Source organism: Chryseobacterium sp. JK1, assembly GCF_050632815.1.
Lineage (GTDB): Bacteria > Bacteroidota > Bacteroidia > Flavobacteriales > Weeksellaceae > Chryseobacterium.
Map to the genome: position 1 here is coordinate 41,792 of NZ_JBODRU010000007.1, position 19,195 is coordinate 60,986.

A 19,195-nucleotide genomic window follows, 5' to 3' on the forward strand; every position below is an offset into this window, starting at 1 on the left:
TGTTTTTATTTGTTTCCAAGGTAAAAATTGATTCCTAATGCAAATCGTAAAGCCTGGTCTTTTCTTTTTCCGTTTACAAGGCCTTCCCAATCATCTTTGAAACCGAGATCATACTGAGCAGAAGCTCTGAGAGAAAAAGTATGGTCAAGCATATATTCAAGTCCGCCTCCAAACTGTCCCTTATACTGAGGTTTATATTTCGAATACATCGCACCGGCTCCGCCATAAATAAAAGGGCTGAATCTGTATTTGGGAAAAAGGAGATATTCAAGATTAACTTCGGGGACGAAGTAGCTTCTTTTTACAATGTTGGTATTTTCAATGGTAAAATAGCTTCCGTTGATCTCCACATTAAAATTAGGATTGAGAAAATATTTAAAACCAAGCTTTCCTCCTATGTTCATCTTTGGGTTTACATAATCATCTCTTACTTTCTGTGCTTCTACATTGGCAAATACGGAAATTTTCTGTCTGACATATTCAGGAAATCGGTTTCCTATTACTCTTCCGTTATTCTGTTCCTGTTCACGGTTGTATTCATTGATCAAAGATTGATATCCGTTTGTGCCATCCACAGCTTTCCCCCAAATCCTGTCTCTTACTCCTTCTACAATCAGAGATTTTACAGCTTTTTCAATAGCTTCTGTTACAGCAAGCTGAACGGGTTCGTTTTGGGTAAGTCCTACTTCTGCTTCCAGAAGTCTTTCTGTATCAATATATCTGAAAAAACTTCCGTTTACGCTGGTAGAAAGTATGGTTTTTGAGGTGTATACCGTTTTAAGAATTTCCCCGTTAAGAGTAGAAACAGCGCGCAGATAAATAGTAATTCTATCCTGACGATATTGGGTAGAAGCTCCTATACCGAAATATCTGGCTCCAAGCCCGCCTGTCAAAATATTACTGTCGTAAGAAATGACCCCGCCTTCCAGAAGAATTCCGGCATAAAGAAGTGGTGGTAGTGACTGGCTGTTTTTATCGGCGTCTTTTATATATTCCTGTCTTGTAGAGCGGATGATCTGTCTTTCGTTGAGAAGATTGGCAATATTTTCTCTTTCAATAGGAATAAACCATCGGCTGTCTTCCAACGCTTTAATAAGAATTGTTGTAGTTCCCTGAGGTACGGCAGTACTCCAGTTGTTTCCATTTTCTGAAGGTTTGTACTGCCCGGTCTGGTCTCTGAATTTATAAACTCCTATTACAATCTTCTCTTTAGGTAGAGGAAGGTTTCTGAGCTCTGTAGTGGAAGTCGTAATCTCCCCAAGTGTAGGTTTTTCGGGATCTGAAGGCAAGCCAAAGATAGAACTACAGGCCTGCAAAACACATAGCAGAAAACTACAGAAAAAAATTCTGGTGTAAGTATAAGTTCTCATGGTAAGTTCTTTTTTAGTTAGTATTTATTTTGGAATTACGATCTCGGACTGATCGCCTGAACTGGTATCCAAAATATTGATCAAAAGTCCTTGGTTGGTAGTGGTAATCTGTAAGTAGAGGGAACCGAAGAGATAATTTCCTGGCTTTATACTTCCCTCTCCAAACTGATCTTCAAACAATTTTCTTGACAGTTCGCTCAGTACCTGCCTGTTGATACTCTGTGTGAAGCTGTCAAGAGAGTTCACACGATCCAGCAGGTCGCTGTAATTATTTTTTTCATCAAACTGATTTTGTGCATTCGCGGAGCTTAAAAGCCATTGATAGTTGAAGGTATCGCCTCCAAATGCAGGATTTATCGGTTTATAAACAAGCTGTTGAGATTTTCCGTAAAAAATACCAGCAATAAAGATCAAAATAATGGTTAAAGTTTTCATAGCGGACATTTTTAGTAGATAAATTCATTTTTAATAAGGTTTTTCTTGGCGTTAAATTCTTTGATATATTTTAAACTATAAGTAAGCTGTTCCTGTAAATAATCTTCTCCGGGGTTCGTCATAAAGCTATAAATCACTTTATCATCCATCTGAATATTGATCTGGCCGCTTGTTCCACGGAGAGGAAGTTCAGAAATGGTAATAATGCTGTTGCTTTTATCCGGTTGCTGGCTATACTGCATGTAAAACAGATCATAAAAATCTTTTCCCACCTTCGTTTTGGTTTCATCAATCGTAAGTCCTTTGAGCTCAAAAGATGTATCCTCTTCTATCTTGGCTGATTTTTTCCTGAAAAGATCGCCATTAAGTTCTACGCTGTCTTTGGCAATCAATTTCTGGGTTTCTTCATCCCGGATATATAAAAAAGCTTTCAAAGCATCTGCAGGCTCAAGGTTTACACCGGTTTCGGAGAGAACTTTCACTTCATTAGGATTGATTGAAAATTTGCCACTCTGCTGATTTTTGGAAAGATTTCCGCTCCCTCCTTTTTTTATGGATACCAGAAGATAATTCAGTTCTTTATAAACGGGAGTATTGTTGGCTACAATAGCTTTAAGTCTGATCTGATTTTCGATAGGGCTCTGTTCCAGCCTTGCAATTACTTTTTTATCTTCCTGCCCATAAGCAAGAACAGACAGGAAGATCAAAAAAGTGTACAGACTTCTGGAGTATAAAATTTTCATCATTTGCGTTTTAATAATTTCTCATGAAAATAGTTTTGTTATCTCCTTTTACGTTAATCTGCATTCCATCCGATACACTGTTGCTTCCTGTAACATCAATAATGTTGTTATTTCCCTGTGCCGTAATGCCTGTTCTGTTCTCTTTATCTGTAAAAGAATTGATAAAGTAAAGGGTATTATAATCTCCCAGCTGTTTTACCTCAATACCTGTTTTGGCATTCAAAGAAAGTTCTGCCCTGTTATAATCACCTATTTGAATAATATTGGAGTAATAAAGATCCTGTCCCAAATTCTGTTCTGTGATTATATTGAAGATTGCATTGCTGTTGATTTTATCCCAGTCGATCTGCTGTGCATATAAGGGAAGTATAATAAAAGAAAGCAATACCCCCCATCTTAAGTTAAACATGATATGTGTTTTTATTATATTAAAGGTACATTAATTGAATATCGGGAAAAACACGTATTGTAGGGAATTATAACGGCTCACGGTTTTCCGGTATATTTCCATTCAAAATAAAAAGGAGAAACAATGCTGATTATTTCTCCTTTAGTTTCTTAGATGTACAGCATCCTTGCCATAGAACTTATTTAGTTGGATTGATTGATAATCATTGAGTTGGCATTACCCATTTGAGTTCCCAAATGCACATGAGAATCACCAGTCTGAGTTACCCAGGTAAAGTTTCCGTTACCCATCTGTAAATCCACAGCAGTATTGGAATTTCCTAATTGAACCTGATACAATTGGTTGCTGTTACCTACCTGCATACCTACAGCTGTATTATCATCACCAATTTGTAGAGAACCTGCTACATTACTGTTACCAAGTTGAGTATGAGTAGCACTGTTATCATCTCCATCCTGATACTGAACAAGTAAGTTACTAGATCCTACCTGAAGACCATTAGCCTCGTTTCGTCTTCCCGACTGTAGCTGATACATTGTATTATTTGCTCCTAACTGAATGGCAGAAGCATCATTTCTTCTTCCATCCTGATATTGAGTAACAGAGTTTCCTACCCCCACTTGTACTGAAGAAGCGTCATTTCTTCTTCCTATCTGAGTTTGATCTGTAGAGTTCAGAATCCCAATCTGTAAAGTAGAAGCAGAGTTTCTATTTCCTTGTTGCAATACATCATTGGAGTTTCCAATGCCTATTTGGTCTACATCTACGGAGTTTCTGTTTCCAATACTTTGTGCAGTATTCACATTTAAGATTCCTACCTGGTCAATATCTGCTGTATTACGATTTCCGGTCTGTGTTAAAGAATTCATATTCAAAAGACCTGTTTGATCTACAGTGGCTACATTCAAGTTTCCTGTCTGGCTGGTCACATCAATATTAAACTGAGCGAAACCAAAGCTCATTGCCAATAGTGTAAATACACCTGTAAGTAAATTTTTCATTTTGATAAAATTAATTGGTTAATAGTATGACAAAGGTATAGGCTACCACAAAATGAAAAACCACCATCAAAGTGTAAATTTTAAAAATCACGGTTTACAGTTGTGGAAGTCATTATTTTCGGTAACCCATTGTACCTGAATCATCACCGGATTCAGTGAGGGAAAAACACGGAAAAAGAAATCTTGAAAACTGTAGCTTTTTCCTATTTACAGATGTCTTAAGATATGCTTTCATGAAAGAATAAACCACAGACTTTACCCACCATCTATTCAGTCTTTCAACTGCTTAAAATGATCAGTTCTTCATCTTCAAGATTCCATTTTCTGCTTTTACGTCTCAACTTACCATTCGGTATAGGTTAATATATGTTAAGTGTCTTATTTCTTCAAGATATATTATTAAATTTGAGCTATGGAAAGTTTTGGAAAAGATTTATTACGAAAAATAAAAAGTGTCGCTCTTCCCGGCGAACCTGCTCATGGAGTATTTTCTCCTCCCTATCGTCCCGTTTTTACCTACGATGAAGTTCTGTCAAAAAATCCCAAATTTGCTGCGGTTAACATCGTCTTATATTTAAAAGACAACGAGTGGTATTTTCCATTAATCCAAAGAACGATCAATGAGCACGACAGACACAGCGGTCAGATTTCATTACCTGGCGGAAAGCGTGAGGAAATGGACAAAGATTTCGCAGAAACTGCTGTACGTGAAACATCAGAAGAAATTGGCATCGATAAACATTATGTAAGGATCATCCGAGAAATGTCTCCTATATATATTCCGCCAAGTAATTTTTATGTGTACCCTTACATCTCATACACCAAAAAAAATCCTGCTTTTATACTTCAGCAAAGTGAAGTAGAGGAAACCATTGAATTTCCTATCACTTCATTTTTAAGTTTACCAGACACTCCGGAAATCATGGCACTTCCTACTGCCGGAGGACATGAAGTTCCTGTCATCAACTTTAATGGATATATTATCTGGGGAGCTACAGCAATGATATTAAGTGAATTCAGTCAGTTGCTGAAAAAAATGTAACTTTGCACTACCGTGTTTAATTGAAAAATGGCGAAGAAAAATATTTTCACCGATGCATTCGGAACACCTTATTTTTTAAAAAGGTTAATTATTTTTATTTTAGGACTTGTATCCTACAGAAGATTCAATGGCTTTAATAAACTGAAAATTACCGGAACAGAACATCTTGTGGACCTTCCGGATTCCAATGTATTGTTTGTTTGCAATCATCAAACGTATTTTGCCGACGTTGCTGCAATGTACCATGCCTTCTGTGCCGTTAATAATGGATATTTAAATACCATTAAAAACCCCATCTATCTGCTGAATCCTAAGATTGATTTCTATTATGTAGCAGCTGAAGAAACCATGAACAAAGGTATTCTTCCCAAAATATTCAAAATTGCAGGAGCTGTAACCGTAAAAAGAACCTGGAGAGCAGAAGGAAAAAATGTGAACAGAATGGTTGATATGAGCGAGGTGGATAATATCATGAAGGCCCTGGATAATGGCTGGGTTGCTACTTTCCCTCAAGGTACAACGTCTGCGTTTGCACAGGGAAGAAGAGGAACTGCAAAACTGGTAAAAAATCAACGCCCTATCGTTATTCCCATTAAAATAAACGGATTCAGAAGAGCTTTTGATAAAAAAGGACTCAGAGTAAAGGTTACCGGTGTAAAACCTACTATGGAGTTTAAGGCTCCATTGGATATTGATTACGATAACGAAAAAGCACCGGAGATTCTCCTGAAAATTATGACTGCCATAGAGCAGACTGAAGCTTTCAATCTATTACACAGTTATGATGAAGAACTTAAAGCTAAAAAATTAGAACAAAAGGACTCAAATAATTAAAGTAAAAAAGAAAATTATGAACAAAATACTTGGAATCCTATTCGCAGTCATAGTATTAGTTTCATGCAACAGCCAGAAAGTATATTCGGATTTTGACATCAGCTATTCGAAAAGCGGAGGCTTTGCGCCTGTTTATGAAAATCTGCTTATAAAAGGTAACAGTGTACACTACTCTTTCGAAGGTCAGGGAAAAAAATACAAGCAGGATTTTAAAATTACCGACGAAGATTTAAAAAAGCTGGATCAGGTTCTTTCTCAAAACAATTTCAGAAGAATACAGGAAGACCGTAAAAAGCTGTACGACAATATTTCAATTTCTATCAACGTTAAAAAAGGTCCCAATGAAGGAAGTAAATCGGACGCCAGTTTGATTATTCCCAACTATCAGACCAATTGGAAAAACATTGTTGAAGCATTCCAGCAGATCATTAATACTAATGTTAAAAAACAGTAAATACAATTGAAAACCCACTTCATAGCCGTTGGCGGCAGCGCCATGCACAATCTTGCTATTGCATTAAAAGATAAAGGATATCAGGTTACAGGTTCGGATGATGCAATCTTCGAACCCTCAAAATCCAGATTGGAGAAAAAGGGAATTCTGCCTCAGGAAATGGGTTGGTTTCCGGAAAAAATCACTTCGGATATTGATGCTATAATTCTGGGAATGCATGCTCATCAGGATAATCCTGAATTGGCAAAAGCTAAAGAATTGGGTCTGAAAATATATTCTTATCCGGAATTCCTTTACGAGCAGTCTAAAAACAAAACAAGAGTAGTCATTGCAGGTTCTCATGGTAAAACCACCATCACTTCAATGATTCTTCACGTTCTGAACTTCCACCAGAAAGATGTGGATTTTATGGTAGGAGCGCAATTGGAAGGCTTCGACTGCATGGTAAAACTTACTGAAGATAATGATTTTATGGTACTGGAAGGAGACGAGTATCTTTCTTCTCCTATCGACCTTCGTTCAAAGTTCCTGTTATACCAACCGAATATTGCTTTAATGAGCGGTATTGCATGGGATCATATCAATGTTTTCAAAACATTTGATGATTATATCGATCAGTTTCGAAAGTTTGTGGCAAGTATAACAGCCGGAGGTGTTTTGGTATATAATGAAGAAGATCCGGAGGTAGTAAAAGTAGTGGAAAACGCTGAAAATTATTTCAGAAAAATACCTTACAAAACTCCTGAATATGATATCACCAATGGAAAAGTATATTTAAAAACCGAAATGGGAGATGTTCCGCTTTCTGTTTTTGGAGCGCACAACCTGTTGAATCTTGAAGGAGCAAGACATATCTGCCACCATATGGGGATTATGGATGAAGACTTCTATGAAGCTATTATGAGCTTCAAAGGGGCATCTAAGCGTCTTGAAAAGGTAGAAAGAGAAGATAAAGGAATTCTTTACAAAGATTTTGCCCATGCACCAAGCAAGGTAAAAGCAGCGGTAAAAGCCTTTTGCGAGCAGTTTAAAGCTGATAAAAAATATGGTTTCTTAGAACTTCATACCTATTCCAGCTTAAATCCTGCTTTCTTAGAGCAATACGACCATGCAATGGATGGCTTGGATGAAGCTGTAGTTTTCTATTCTGAAGATGCTTTGAAAATCAAAAGAATGGAACCTATATCTCCTGAATTCATCAAGGAAAAATTCAAGAATGAACATTTAAAAGTTTTCACCAATGCCGAAGATCTTCATGCGTATTGGGAAACTTTAGACAAATCCAGAGGAGTTTATTTAATGATGAGTTCCGGAAATTTTGGAGGTCTTGATTTGACAAAATAAAATATAAAGCTTCAGAATATCTTTCTGAAGCTTTTTTATTACTTATACTTTACTGGCATTAAAAATCTAACCCAAACGATCTTCACATTCCCAGATCAGTTTTTTCAATATTTCTTCGGCAGAAAGCTCACTATATTGATGAATAGACTGTCCTATCCAGATTCCTGCAAACTCAGGGTTTTGTAAAGATTTTGCGGCTTTTCGCAATGCATTCGTCAATTTGTTTTGGTAAGGATAAGGTAAAATATACTCAGAATTTTCTACAGCCTGGATGTATTTATTATTAATTCCTCTGGCATATCTTCCGGAGAAGCTTTTTGTAAGCAAAATATCTTCTTCTTTTACGTTGTGCAGTCTTTCTTTTTCGAATGGCAACAAAGCACTTTCCTGGGAAGCTAATAAAAGATTTCCTACCTGAAAGCCCTGCGCCCCCAAATCCTTTACAGCACGTAAAGTTTTTGCATTGTAAATTCCTCCGGCATAGATCAACGGAACATTCACATGATCATAGATGTGTGACAGCAAAGATAATCCTCCGATTTGCAGAATATGATCAGCATCAAACGTGCCACGGTGGCCACCTGCTTCAATGCCCTGAACACATATAATATCAATTCCTGATTTCTCAAGAATCTGAGCTTCTTTCAGAGAGGTACAAGTTCCTATGAGTATTGTACCGTTCTCTTTCAGTTTCTGAATACTTTTATCATCCAGATTACCAAAAGTAAAACTTACAATCTTGCATTGCTCCTGAATAATAGCGTCTACCTGTTCATGATAAGAATTTACTTTAATTTCTTCAAGATCAGGAAGTTTCACTTCAATATGATGTTCTAAAGCCAATTGTTCTATAAACTGTTTTGTTTTCAGATACTTGTCCTTTAAAGCATCTGTGATTTCAGGAATATGATGAACAAAAATGTTGGCAGCAAAAGGTAGATTAGTTAACGTTCTTGTTTCTCTGATCAGCGCCACAGTTTGATCGGCAGAGAGATCCGCCAGTGCCAGAGATCCCAGACATCCTGCCCTTGTAGCAGCAGCTACCATCTCTGTTGTACTCACTCCAAACATCGGAGCCTGAATGACAGGGTATTCTATCCCCAGTTTTTTACTGATTGTATCTGGCCAAAACATAAGAATTATTTTTATAAAAATGTACGAAGAAAGAAGCAATGCCCGCCCCGGAATAACATGATATTGCTCACCATGATGATCATCCATAAAAAATTCCCGTAAATTTCACGAGTCTCACAGAATATAAATCTGTACTGCCAGTGAAATCTGCGGGAATTATTTTTAATCTCCAACAATTAAATATCTGCTACAGAATTTAGCATTTTTTGCTCCCATTCCGGATCTTTCGGATCAAAGAACAGTCTTTTTCCTGTGTCTAAAGAACGTACTATGTTCATTTCATCTTCTGTCAGTTCAAAATCGAATACCTTGAAATTTTCTTCGATCCTTGACGGAGTTACAGATTTTGGAATCACTACAAAACCTTCCTGTAAATGCCATCTCAAAATTACCTGTGCTACTGTTTTGCCATACTTTTCAGCAATAGACTTCAGTTCGGGATTACTTAACAGATTGGCATTTCCATTTCCAAGAGGGCTCCATGGCTGTGTTACGATATTATTTTCTTTATCATATACCTGAAGCTCTTTTTGCTGAAATACAGGGTGAAGCTCAATTTGGTTGATGACAGGCAGAACTGTTGAGTTAGCTTTTAATTCTTCCAGTTTTTCAACGGTAAAATTACATACTCCAATTGCCTTGATCTTTCCTTCTTTATATAAATCTTCCAAAGCTTTCCACGTACCGATAAAATCTCCATAAGGCCAGTGGATAAGATACATATCCAGATAATCCATCTGCAATCTGTCTAAAGTTCTCTGAAAAGCGGCTTTTGCTTTCTCATAACCATGATCCTGAACCCATACTTTTGATGTGATAAACAACTCATCTCTGTTTACACCGCTACTTTTCACTGCATCCCCTACTGCTGTTTCATTCTGATAAATAGCAGCTGTATCAATCATTCTGTATCCGGTCTGGATAGCTTTGATCACAGCATTCTCACATTCTTGCAGATCTTCCATCTGCCATACTCCAAATCCTAAAGCCGGAATATCTACTCCGTTATTGAAAGTTACCACAGGCTGCCCTGTATAAGTTTTCTTTTGCATAGTTGTTTATTTTTGATTTTAATATAAAGTGATTAAACAAATTTGCGATAAAAAATCGGGATTTCCACTTACCAATTTTACTGTTTCTACTAAATTTTTCAGGTAAAAAATACCAGTCGATGTAATGAAAATTTCATTCTTTCTCTATGAATACGCAATCTTAATTGATGAATTGAACGGTATAATTTTCTTTCATTACCTCCGGCTTTTCTTTTACCTACCTCAATTTTTCTATTTTTGTGTAAATTTTTTAAATCATGTCACATTCAATTAGACTGGCTAATGCTGAGGATTATTCAAGAATTATGGAAATCTGGGAATCGGCAGTACGGGCTACCCACGACTTTCTTGCAGAAGAAGATTTCAATTATTTCAAAGAGGCTATCCCAAGAGATTATCTTCCGAATCTGGAAGTTTATTTAATTACAGAAAACGATGAAGCCCAAGGTTTTGCATCGGTAGCAGAAGGTAACCTGGAAATGCTTTTCATTCATAATGATGTTCGTGGAAAAGGTTTTGGTAAAGAGCTTTATCATTTTATGAAAGAAAAAACCGGGCTTACCAAAGTAGATGTCAACGAACAAAACCTACAGGCGATAGGTTTCTATGAAAAAATGGGATTCAAAAAAATCGGAAGATCTGAGAAAGATGGTTCTGGAAAAGATTATCCACTTATTCACATGAGCCTGTAATGGAAGATTTTACTTTTAAACATTTGGAGCCAGGGGAGGGAATCCCGTATGACTTGCTGCTTTTAGCCGACGAAACTACGGCCGCTATTGATAAGTATATTTTCAATTGTGATATTTATCTTTTGATTGATGACAAGCAAAACATTGCTGTGATGGCTCTTCATAAAAATAATAACACTGAACTGGAAATAAAAAATATCGCAGTCATTGATGCTTACAGAAGTAAAGGAATTGGAAGTATCCTCATCAATAAGGCTAAAGAAATTGCCCAAACCCATCGTTACAAAAAACTGACCGTTGGAACTTCAGACACCGGGTTCCAACAAATCAGGTTTTATGAGAAAAACGGATTTCTTATAACAGGTCTAAAGAAAAATTTCTTTATTGAAAATTACCCTGAACCTATTTACGAAAACGGTTTACAAATGCGTGATATGGTTCTACTTACCCATCATTTTTCGGAATAGCCCTTTGATGTGTTCTATTTCCGTGTGGTAGTTTGTCTTTTTTCTGCATCCGAAATATAGAGTGTTTTCCAACTTTTTCTTTCCTTCCCAAATCAGTTTAACTTCTCCGTTTTCAATTTCATTTTTACATAAAAAGTCCGGGATAACAGCCAGTCCGGTCCCTCCTTTCAGGCAACGAATGATTGAATTCAGATTAGGAACGATATAATTGGGTCTGAAATCAGGTTTATGCCCAAAATTTAAAGTCCAGAACTGAAAGAGATGTTCCATATCGCCTGTAGTTCCGTACCATTTTTCATTCTTCAGCCAATTTTCTATCTGTTCGGCATCTTTTGATTTCAACACTTTATTAAAGGCTGCAGTGTCGGTATCTTTTCCACCAACAAGAACAATTTGTTCCGAAGAAAAAGCCTCATGTTCTATATTGGGAGAAGATCCTTTTTTGGGTGTGATAATAAGATCCAGAATACCTTTATCCAGCTGATCCAACATCTCAGGATATTCCCCAAAGCTGATAATCAGGTTAAAAGGTAAAGAGGAAACATACTGCTCCAAAGTCGTCTGAAAAGTCTCGAAGCACATTCCGACGCTAATTGTCGGGGTATGCTTTTCGGTTGATTTCTGAAAATTCTTCTCTACATCTTCGAGCTTGGTGATGGGTTCGGCCACAGCATTAAATAAAACCTTTCCTCTTTCTGTAGGAATCATTCTTCTTCCTGTTCTGTCAAACAGTTTATATCCCACATATGCTTCAAGAGAGCTTAAATGAAGACTTACCCCTGGTTGCGAAATGAATAAAGCATCTGCTGCTCCGGTGAGTGTTCCGGTTTTATAGATGGCTTTAAAAGTACGATACCATTCTAAATTGACCATAACTTATATCATTAATATTCTGATACAAAGTTACAAAACAATTATTATATTGATACCTTTTTATTTCTTAAAAATGAAGCATAGTAATCCGGAATCCCGCTTTCTTCGATCTGAAGGGCAACTTCCTCAAGAGGATAGCTCAATTGTATGATCTCTGGAATGATATTTTCTTCGCTGAGCGTAAGAACCAGATAGGAAGCCAGCCTGTTTTTCTCTTTGGAACGTCCTACAGAACCACAGTTAATGGCCCACGTCTTATTTTCAAATTGTTTTTGGAATGATAAATGGGTATGCCCCATCGCTACGAGATCAGATTGAGATTCTTTCAGCATATTGATAAAAACCTCATCATTTTCAGATTCATATAAATAGGTGTCATTACTTTCGAGGCTGGAATGGACAAGCTGTATATTCCAATGTTTTTCACCTACTTTATAGTTGAGTTTAAAATGAAATGGTAATTCTGCTAAAAAATTTTTGTTTTCTTGCGTAATATACTTTTTAGAATGGTCTATGGCAATAAACCTGGCGCTGGTTTCTTCTTCAGAATGTTTAGACAGAGCAACAACAGGGATATCAAAGGCAATTCTCTCATCGTGATTTCCCATTAAACAAGGAATATTCAGATTTTTAATTTTCTGTATCACTTCATTCCCCCATGGAGCAAAATCAACAAGATCTCCCAGGCAGAATTTCTGATGAATTCCTCTCTGCTCTATATCATTCAGTACGGCTTCCAATGCAGGAAGATTCCCATGCACATCACTAAAAACTGCAATCTGTATCATTGTCCTTCAATTTGTTAAACAAATTTACGTGACAAAAAGGAATTTTTGTTCAGATATGATATGACATTTTACCATGAAAAGAAGATTCATCAGTTGTCAATTTTACTTCCTGAAATCAATAACGAACAGATTCATTTCGAAATTCAGCAATACAGACCCTACAATTATCGCGCTAAGATATTGAACTACTCAATCTATAATTTTAATGATACTTTGATATAATTTATATTATTTTTATTATACAAAGTTCCGTTCTAACTTTGCAGAGTAAAATTTAAACAATCATAAAAAAATGAAAAAAGTATTAATCATCAACGGAGGACAGAACTTTGGACATTCCGGAGGAAAATATAATCAGACTATTGCAGACAATACCTTAGCGGTTCTTCAGGAATTTGACAATGTAGAAGTAAAGATCACCAATGTAAGTGAAAATTACGATAAAAATGAAGAAGTGCAAAAATTTGTTTGGGCAGATTACATTATTTATCACACGCCAATCTGGTGGTTCCAGCTTCCGAACGGGTTAAAAAAATATATTGATGAAGTATTCACAGCCGGCCACGCCAAAGGTATTTATATGAGTGACGGAAGAAATGCTGAAAACCCGGAAATCAACTATGGAACCGGAGGAATGCTTAGCGGAAGAAAATACATGCTGACTACGAGCTGGAATGCACCTGCCACTGCTTTCACCCTTCCCGGAGAGTTTTTCGATGAGAAAAGTGTAGATGATGGACCATTATTTGGATTCCATAGAATGAACGCCTTCGTTTCATTAGAAAAAATGAAAAGTTTCCACTTTCATGATGTAGAAAAGAATGCTAATGTAGAACGTGATATGAAATTGTACAGAGAGCATGTAAGAAATGTATTTGCAATAGAATTAAAACCAGAATTAGTATAATGAAAATTCACCTTACCGCAGTTATTAAAGCCAAAGAAGAACATCAGCAAGAAGTATTGGAAGTTCTTCAGAACATGGTTCAGGAAACCAGAAAAGAAGAAGCCTGTGAATTGTATACTCTTCACCAGGGAATAGAGGACAAAAATCAGTTTATCTTCTACGAAATCTGGAAAAACGAAGCAGGATTAGAACAACATAATCAGCAACCTTATATTCAGGCTTTTGGGGCTTTGGTTGATGAAAAGCTTCAGGAAACGCCACAAATTTACTTAACACACATTCTTTAACTATGAAAAGGTTCGCTTTATTAATGCTAGCTGTCTTCACTATAGGAATCGTTCAGGCCCAAACCAAAAAATCAAAACATATGAAAAAGAAGATTTTATTTGTAATCACCAGTCACGATAAAAAAGGAAGTACAGGTGAAGATACAGGATATTATTTGGGCGAAGTTTCTCATCCCTGGGAAGTTCTTCACAAAGCAGGCTACGAAATCGACTTTGTAAGTCCAAAAGGAGGAACTCCACCGGTAGATGGTTTTGATTTAAAAGATCCCGTAAACAAAGAATTCTGGGAAAATAAGGAGTACAAAGATAAAATTGATCATTCTTTACAGCCTTCTCAGGTGAATCCCAAAGAGTATTCTACCATATTCTACGCAGGAGGTCATGGTGCCATGTGGGATTTTGCTGATAATACAGAACTGTCAGCGATAGCTTCTAAGATCTATGAAAATGGAGGAATTGTAGCAGGGGTTTGTCATGGCCCTGCAGGTTTGGTTAATATTAAACTTACCAACGGAAAATATCTGGTGGACGGAAAAAAGATCAATGCATTTACCAATGAAGAAGAAACGGCAGTAAAACTTACAGACGTAGTTCCTTTCTTACTGGAAGATAAACTGAAAGAAAGGGGAGCAAAATTTGAAAAATCGGGGCTTTGGCAAAACCATGTAGTAACCAACCAAAGAGTAATTACCGGACAAAACCCTCAATCTGCAAAAAGTGTTGGAGAAGCAATTTTAAAAGAATTAAAAAAATAATAGACAATTATTAACCACAAAATTCACGACAGTTTTCAGACATTAAACTTCTTAAAAAATGTCACCATTGAAACGGCGAGAATTTCTCTCCTCTGGAGGGGTGGCAAAAATTCAAAGAATTTTTGACGGATGGTTTAGTACAACAACAATTTTAAAACAAAAAAATGGAATACAGAAAATTAGGAAATACAGATTTAGAATTATCAACAATCACACACGGTGCTTTTGCTATTGGTGGAAATATGTGGGGTGGTAACGAAAAACAAGACTCTATCAATTCTATTCATGCATCTTTGGATCATGGAGTAACTTCAATAGATACGGCGCCTTTCTACGGTTTCGGGCTAAGTGAAGAAATGATTGGTGAAGCAATCAAAGGTAAAGACCGTTCAAAAATTCAGCTTTTAACAAAATTCGGATTGGTATGGGACGGAAGCAATAATGGAACAGGAGAATTTTTCTTTGACGCTGAAGATGAAGGAAAAACGATTCCTGTTTACAAACTGGCTTCCAAGGAAAACATCATCAAAGAAGTGGAAGAAAGCCTAAAAAGATTAGGAACAGATTATATTGACCTTTTGCAACTTCACTGGCCAGACAGCACCACTCCGATCTGCGAAACTATGGAAGCAATGGAGCTTCTGATCCAACAAGGGAAAATAAGAGCTGCAGGAGTAAGTAATTACAGTGTGGCTCAAATGGAAGAAGCCAACAGAACTTTAAAGCTTGCCAGCAACCAGGTTTCTTACAGTATGCTGAACCGTGCCATTGAGAGCGATCTTGTTCCTTATTCTTTAGAAAACAATTCAGGAATCATCGTTTACAGCCCCATGGAAAGAGGTCTTCTTACAGGTAAGTATTTTAAAAACAACACACTGAAAGACAATGACCACAGAAACGGATATTTCTCTCAGTTTGATCTGAATAAAGTGAAAACTTTCTTAGAAAAAATTGAGCCTATTGCTCAGGAAAAAGGAGCTACCCTTTCACAATTGGTATTGAGATGGACTGCTTTGCAGCCGGCAATTACCGTAGTATTAGCAGGGGCAAGAAATGCACAACAAGCTATTGAAAATGCACAGGCAATGTCTGTCAACCTATCTGAGGAAGAATTGAACTTCATCAACTCATCATTAAACGAGATATAAAATACAAAGACATAGGTTGGAAAAAGGAATTTTCTGTTTCCTTCTTCCAATCTTTCGTTTTTCATTCTCTTATTAACTCACTGAAAAAGAAAGTCGGAAGAAATTCTATCAACAGAATATCATTTACGATATAAATCTCAACAGCTCTCTCTTCCAATATCTCTTCTTTCTTTTCTCTCTATAAATTTTTTAAAAATGAAAAAGAATCTGATCAAAACGCTCGGACTGATGACGCTATTGGTATTCAACAGCGTTACCATAAAGGCTCAAACCCTTGTCAATCCAGAAGATAAAACATGGTATCCTTCCGCTTATGGAGCACAGGACGAAATCGGAGCGGCCAATTTACTGACACCTGAAGTCGTGAAGCAAGCCTTAGGATTAGTAAAGCAGGGAAAAACATTAGCTCTTGCTGTTCCTATTGATAAAAACCTACCCGCCTTCAGACACAGAAGTTTCAATTTGTATAATATTCAGCCCGGTGAACAGGGAGGAAAAAGCATCGGTCCCAACAAATTCACCTTCAATGATGAATTGGTCAATGGATGGACAGGTGTAGGAACCCAACTTAACGGTATCGGACATATCGGAATCAACAACACCTATTATAACGGAAATAAAGCCGTGGATTTTGTAACAGTAGAAGGCGTTAAAAAGTTAGGTATTGAAAAAGTTCCCCCTTTTGTTACCCGAGGTATTGTTCTTGACATGACTGCCCATTATGGAAAATCCATTGTACCTGGAGGAACAGAATTCACTGTAGAAGACATCAAATCGGTTCTAAAGAAACAGGGAATAACATTAAGAAAAGGAGACGTTCTTCTCTTCAATACCGGATGGCTTGAATTGATAGGAAAAGACAATAAACAGTTTCTGGAAACGGAACCGGGTATTGGAATGGAAGCCGCAAAATGGTTGGCCGATCAAGGAATTGTTGCTTTCGGAGGCGATACCTGGGCTTCAGAAGTATATCCTAATCCTAAAAGCAATGAAGAATTTCCTATCAACCAATTTATGTTAGCCAAAAAAGGAATCTACAACTTAGAACTTATTGACAGCCGCCCGTTGGTGAAGCAAAAAGTATGGGAATTTCTATTCGTTCTGGGACAGCCTTTATATGTAGGCTCTACTCAGGTAAACGTGAATCCTGTGGCTATTTATTAATCTTTTTAGGATTATTAAAACTTATGCAATTTTTAAAAACAGAGAGACAATGTAATTTCAGTTAAAAAAATAAAGTCAACCTTAGAATTTATTTTTAGAATTAATACCCAAACTGTATTACACTGTCATTTTGTCTATAACATTAAAACGGCCTTTCAGCATTTGAAAGGCCGTTTTCTTAAAAATAAAGTAAACATCTCTGAATGGTGCAGTCATCATTACCTTCCATCCTTCATCTCTCCACTTCCTGATTCTACTATTTTGAAATCGGAAGATGAGTACTTACTGCAATTCTGTTCCAGGCATTGATTGTAATAATAGCCATGATGATCTGAGCGATCTGGTTATCATCAAAAAATGACTTCGCTTTCTGATACTTTTCTTCCGTAAGCCCTTTGTCACTGATTAATGTAATTTCTTCCGTCATTGCCAATAGCACCTGCTCTTCCTCAGTGAAAAATTCTTTGGCTTCTGTCCATCCATTCAGAATAAAGATTCTTTGAGGATTTTCTCCGTATTTGATGGCATCTTTTGTATGCATATCAAGACAGAAAGCACATTTATTGATCTGGGAAGCACGGATTTTAATTAATTCTTTCTGAATATGGCTCAAAGAAATCGTCTGAAGATATCCTTCCAATCCTAACATCGCTTTGTAAGCGGCTGCATCTACTGTTGCAATATTTAATCTTGCGCTCATTATTATATTTTTTTTTGGGTTAATTGATCGATACTAAAAGAATACTGTTTTTGTACAGCCAACATGAGAGCTCCTGCACTTCCTACCCAGACAGAATAATCCAAAGGTGCTTTTGCTCCCAGAGAAATCGTCATGGATAAAGCAAAAATCAATAATAGAATACTGCTCCCGTAAGCTGCAATCCTGGTTTTAAAACCTAAAATAAGCATCAAAGGAAATAGTATTTCGAAAAAAGTTGCTGAATATGCAGAAAATGTACTCAAAGCTTCCGGAAGGAAAGATGTCAACTGTCTGGTATATATTTTAAAGTTGGCCATATTCCCCCAAGCTGAACTTTCTTTGTTCCACCATCCGAATCGGTCTGCCACAGCAGAAAGCATAGTTACGGAAAGGGTCAGTCTTAAAAATAACTGCGGAAATGGATTAGGTGTCTCTGTCATTGTATTGGCTTTTAATTACATGACAAAGTTCCGATTTCTGATTCGTAAAAATCTTAAACTGGTTTAAGAACGTAATTTTGCTCGTATTTCGCTAAGATATTCTGGAGTAAGATTAAGGAAAGAAGCAATTAAATACTGAGGAATCCGCTGAATAAACCAGGGATATAAAGTACTGAAGTGCATATAAAGCTCTTCTCTGGACATTTCATACAAATAACGAATCCTGCGTTCTGCAGCAGCATAGGCGCGTTGGTAGATCATTCTGAAATAACGTTCCATAACCGGGTGTTTCTGTAGGAGTTCTTCCTGGCGTTCCATATCAATGACCAAAATAGATGAATGTTCTACCGCCTGAATAGAAAAATCGGTTTGAATTTGTCTTTCATAGGCAAAAGTATCCGTAATCCACCAGTTTTCAATGGCGAATTCCGTAGTTTGCTCTACTCCTTTTTCGTTGATAAAAAACTTTCTCAGACAGCCTTTATTCACAAAATACATATTTCTGCAAATTTCTCCTTCAAGCATCAGGGTATGCTTCTTTTTTACCTCTATAACCTGAAAAAAAGAAATGATAGAATTGTATTCGTCGTCAGTAACCGTAATAAATTTATTTAAATGTATTTTGAATGGATCCATCTTAAGAATTAATACTCAAACTTAACTTTATTTTTTTAGTTTTACAAAGAGAAAATATTGAATCATGGAAATCGTTGCTAAAATTCTGATCGCTGTTGTTGCACTAGAACACCTTTACATTCTATGGATGGAGATGTTCGCCTGGGAAACCAAAGGAAAAGAAGTTTTCAAAGCGGCTCTACCTGCAGAAATGTTTAAACCTACCAAAGGTTTAGCTGCCAACCAGGGATTATATAATGGTTTTCTGGCTGCCGGGCTCATCTGGTCATTCCTTATCAAAGATCCGCAATGGCAGACCAATGTGGCTTTATTCTTTTTAGGATGCGTTGCTGTTGCCGGAATTTACGGTGCTGTTTCTGCCACTAAAAAAATATTTTTCGTTCAGGCTTTACCTGCTATCCTTGCTATTATTGCCGTTTTATTGAAGTAACCTCATCGGGTACTTTCGGAAAAATATCTCTTAAATAACGATAAGATCACCCCTCCCTTACCATTAATGATAGGGGAAAAAATCACCATG

At 36.8% G+C, this 19,195-nt stretch carries 24 protein-coding genes; 12 read left to right on the forward strand and 12 right to left on the reverse strand.

The genetic code is table 11. From position 1 onward, the window contains the following. Positions 1-5: 5 nt before the first annotated feature. The 5 genes from ACQ76T_RS23290 to ACQ76T_RS23310 form a co-directional block, all read right to left on the reverse strand. Entirely contained in the window at positions 6-1,370 is a 1,365-nt protein-coding gene (locus ACQ76T_RS23290) for a CsgG/HfaB family protein (RefSeq protein ID WP_431345584.1), read from the reverse strand. Positions 1,371-1,394: 24 nt separating this feature from the next. Continuing rightward, positions 1,395-1,805: a curli production assembly/transport component CsgF gene (locus ACQ76T_RS23295; protein WP_431345585.1), complete on the reverse strand. Its 411-nt coding sequence runs from the start codon at positions 1,803-1,805 to the stop codon at positions 1,395-1,397. A gap of 11 nt (positions 1,806-1,816) precedes the next feature. Beyond that, complete coding sequence (gene csgH, locus ACQ76T_RS23300) at positions 1,817-2,551, reverse strand: curli-like amyloid fiber formation chaperone CsgH (protein WP_431345586.1); 735 nt, start codon at positions 2,549-2,551, stop codon at positions 1,817-1,819. Positions 2,552-2,558: 7 nt separating this feature from the next. Next, on the reverse strand, positions 2,559-2,957 hold the full coding sequence (locus ACQ76T_RS23305) for a hypothetical protein (protein WP_431345587.1): 399 nt from the start codon (positions 2,955-2,957) through the stop codon (positions 2,559-2,561). A gap of 182 nt (positions 2,958-3,139) precedes the next feature. Further along, on the reverse strand, positions 3,140-3,958 hold the full coding sequence (locus ACQ76T_RS23310) for a hypothetical protein (protein WP_431345588.1): 819 nt from the start codon (positions 3,956-3,958) through the stop codon (positions 3,140-3,142). 412 nt (positions 3,959-4,370) lie between these two features. Here ACQ76T_RS23310 and ACQ76T_RS23315 point away from each other — a divergent pair, with 412 nt between their 5' ends. The 4 genes from ACQ76T_RS23315 to ACQ76T_RS23330 are packed head-to-tail and all read left to right on the forward strand — an operon-like array spanning position 4,371 to position 7,632. After that, entirely contained in the window at positions 4,371-5,000 is a 630-nt protein-coding gene (locus ACQ76T_RS23315) for an NUDIX hydrolase (protein WP_422694688.1), read from the forward strand. Between the two features lie 27 nt (positions 5,001-5,027). Then, positions 5,028-5,834, forward strand: coding sequence for a lysophospholipid acyltransferase family protein (locus ACQ76T_RS23320; RefSeq protein ID WP_422694689.1), 807 nt, complete (start codon positions 5,028-5,030; stop codon positions 5,832-5,834). A gap of 16 nt (positions 5,835-5,850) precedes the next feature. After that, complete coding sequence (locus ACQ76T_RS23325; RefSeq protein ID WP_431345589.1) at positions 5,851-6,288, forward strand: hypothetical protein; 438 nt, start codon at positions 5,851-5,853, stop codon at positions 6,286-6,288. Positions 6,289-6,294: 6 nt separating this feature from the next. Then, complete coding sequence (locus tag ACQ76T_RS23330) at positions 6,295-7,632, forward strand: UDP-N-acetylmuramate--L-alanine ligase (RefSeq protein WP_431345590.1); 1,338 nt, start codon at positions 6,295-6,297, stop codon at positions 7,630-7,632. Positions 7,633-7,698: 66 nt separating this feature from the next. On the opposite strand, the gene ACQ76T_RS23335 is transcribed toward ACQ76T_RS23330, so the two are convergent. Then, positions 7,699-8,766, reverse strand: coding sequence for an NAD(P)H-dependent flavin oxidoreductase (locus ACQ76T_RS23335; RefSeq protein WP_431345591.1), 1,068 nt, complete (start codon positions 8,764-8,766; stop codon positions 7,699-7,701). Positions 8,767-8,942: 176 nt separating this feature from the next. Then, positions 8,943-9,818, reverse strand: a complete 876-nt coding sequence (locus tag ACQ76T_RS23340; RefSeq protein WP_431345592.1) for an aldo/keto reductase — start codon at positions 9,816-9,818, stop codon at positions 8,943-8,945. A gap of 257 nt (positions 9,819-10,075) precedes the next feature. Between ACQ76T_RS23340 and ACQ76T_RS23345 the strand changes: the two genes are divergently transcribed. Then, positions 10,076-10,510 (forward strand): acetyltransferase, encoded by a 435-nt coding sequence (locus ACQ76T_RS23345; protein WP_431345593.1) that lies wholly within the window; start codon positions 10,076-10,078, stop codon positions 10,508-10,510. Then, positions 10,510-10,977, forward strand: a complete 468-nt coding sequence (locus tag ACQ76T_RS23350) for a GNAT family N-acetyltransferase (protein WP_431345594.1) — start codon at positions 10,510-10,512, stop codon at positions 10,975-10,977. The genes ACQ76T_RS23345 and ACQ76T_RS23350 overlap by 1 nt, the downstream gene beginning before the upstream one ends. Here the strand turns inward: ACQ76T_RS23350 and ACQ76T_RS23355 are convergent. Both ACQ76T_RS23355 and ACQ76T_RS23360 read right to left on the reverse strand, forming a co-directional pair. Beyond that, entirely contained in the window at positions 10,951-11,850 is a 900-nt protein-coding gene (locus tag ACQ76T_RS23355) for a LysR family transcriptional regulator (RefSeq protein WP_431345595.1), read from the reverse strand. The two genes, ACQ76T_RS23350 and ACQ76T_RS23355, sit on opposite strands and share 27 nt — an antisense overlap. A gap of 44 nt (positions 11,851-11,894) precedes the next feature. Beyond that, positions 11,895-12,638, reverse strand: a complete 744-nt coding sequence (locus ACQ76T_RS23360) for a metallophosphoesterase family protein (RefSeq protein ID WP_431345596.1) — start codon at positions 12,636-12,638, stop codon at positions 11,895-11,897. Between the two features lie 292 nt (positions 12,639-12,930). Here ACQ76T_RS23360 and ACQ76T_RS23365 point away from each other — a divergent pair, with 292 nt between their 5' ends. The 5 genes from ACQ76T_RS23365 (at position 12,931) to ACQ76T_RS23385 (ending at position 16,899) form a co-directional block, all read left to right on the forward strand. Further along, complete coding sequence (locus ACQ76T_RS23365) at positions 12,931-13,545, forward strand: NAD(P)H-dependent oxidoreductase (RefSeq protein ID WP_431345597.1); 615 nt, start codon at positions 12,931-12,933, stop codon at positions 13,543-13,545. Next, complete coding sequence (locus ACQ76T_RS23370; RefSeq protein WP_431345598.1) at positions 13,545-13,832, forward strand: putative quinol monooxygenase; 288 nt, start codon at positions 13,545-13,547, stop codon at positions 13,830-13,832. Before ACQ76T_RS23365 ends, ACQ76T_RS23370 begins: the two co-directional genes overlap by 1 nt. 80 nt (positions 13,833-13,912) lie before the next feature. Then, positions 13,913-14,587, forward strand: coding sequence for a type 1 glutamine amidotransferase domain-containing protein (locus ACQ76T_RS23375; RefSeq protein WP_431345599.1), 675 nt, complete (start codon positions 13,913-13,915; stop codon positions 14,585-14,587). A gap of 164 nt (positions 14,588-14,751) precedes the next feature. Continuing rightward, complete coding sequence (locus ACQ76T_RS23380; protein WP_431345600.1) at positions 14,752-15,735, forward strand: aldo/keto reductase; 984 nt, start codon at positions 14,752-14,754, stop codon at positions 15,733-15,735. A gap of 195 nt (positions 15,736-15,930) precedes the next feature. Next, on the forward strand, positions 15,931-16,899 hold the full coding sequence (locus tag ACQ76T_RS23385) for a cyclase family protein (protein ID WP_431345601.1): 969 nt from the start codon (positions 15,931-15,933) through the stop codon (positions 16,897-16,899). Between the two features lie 256 nt (positions 16,900-17,155). Here ACQ76T_RS23385 and ACQ76T_RS23390 read toward each other — a convergent pair whose 3' ends face one another. The 3 genes from ACQ76T_RS23390 to ACQ76T_RS23400 form a co-directional block, all read right to left on the reverse strand. After that, the gene (locus ACQ76T_RS23390; protein ID WP_431345602.1) at positions 17,156-17,599 is read right to left on the reverse strand and encodes a carboxymuconolactone decarboxylase family protein; all 444 of its coding nucleotides are present in this window, start codon (positions 17,597-17,599) and stop codon (positions 17,156-17,158) included. 2 nt (positions 17,600-17,601) lie between these two features. Beyond that, positions 17,602-18,039 (reverse strand): DoxX family protein, encoded by a 438-nt coding sequence (locus ACQ76T_RS23395; RefSeq protein WP_431345603.1) that lies wholly within the window; start codon positions 18,037-18,039, stop codon positions 17,602-17,604. A gap of 63 nt (positions 18,040-18,102) precedes the next feature. After that, positions 18,103-18,675, reverse strand: a complete 573-nt coding sequence (locus tag ACQ76T_RS23400; RefSeq protein ID WP_431345604.1) for a Crp/Fnr family transcriptional regulator — start codon at positions 18,673-18,675, stop codon at positions 18,103-18,105. Between the two features lie 64 nt (positions 18,676-18,739). Here ACQ76T_RS23400 and ACQ76T_RS23405 point away from each other — a divergent pair, with 64 nt between their 5' ends. After that, a complete protein-coding gene (locus ACQ76T_RS23405; RefSeq protein WP_431345605.1) occupies positions 18,740-19,105 on the forward strand; it encodes a DUF1304 domain-containing protein in 366 nt (121 codons plus the stop codon). Positions 19,106-19,195 lie beyond the last annotated feature (90 nt).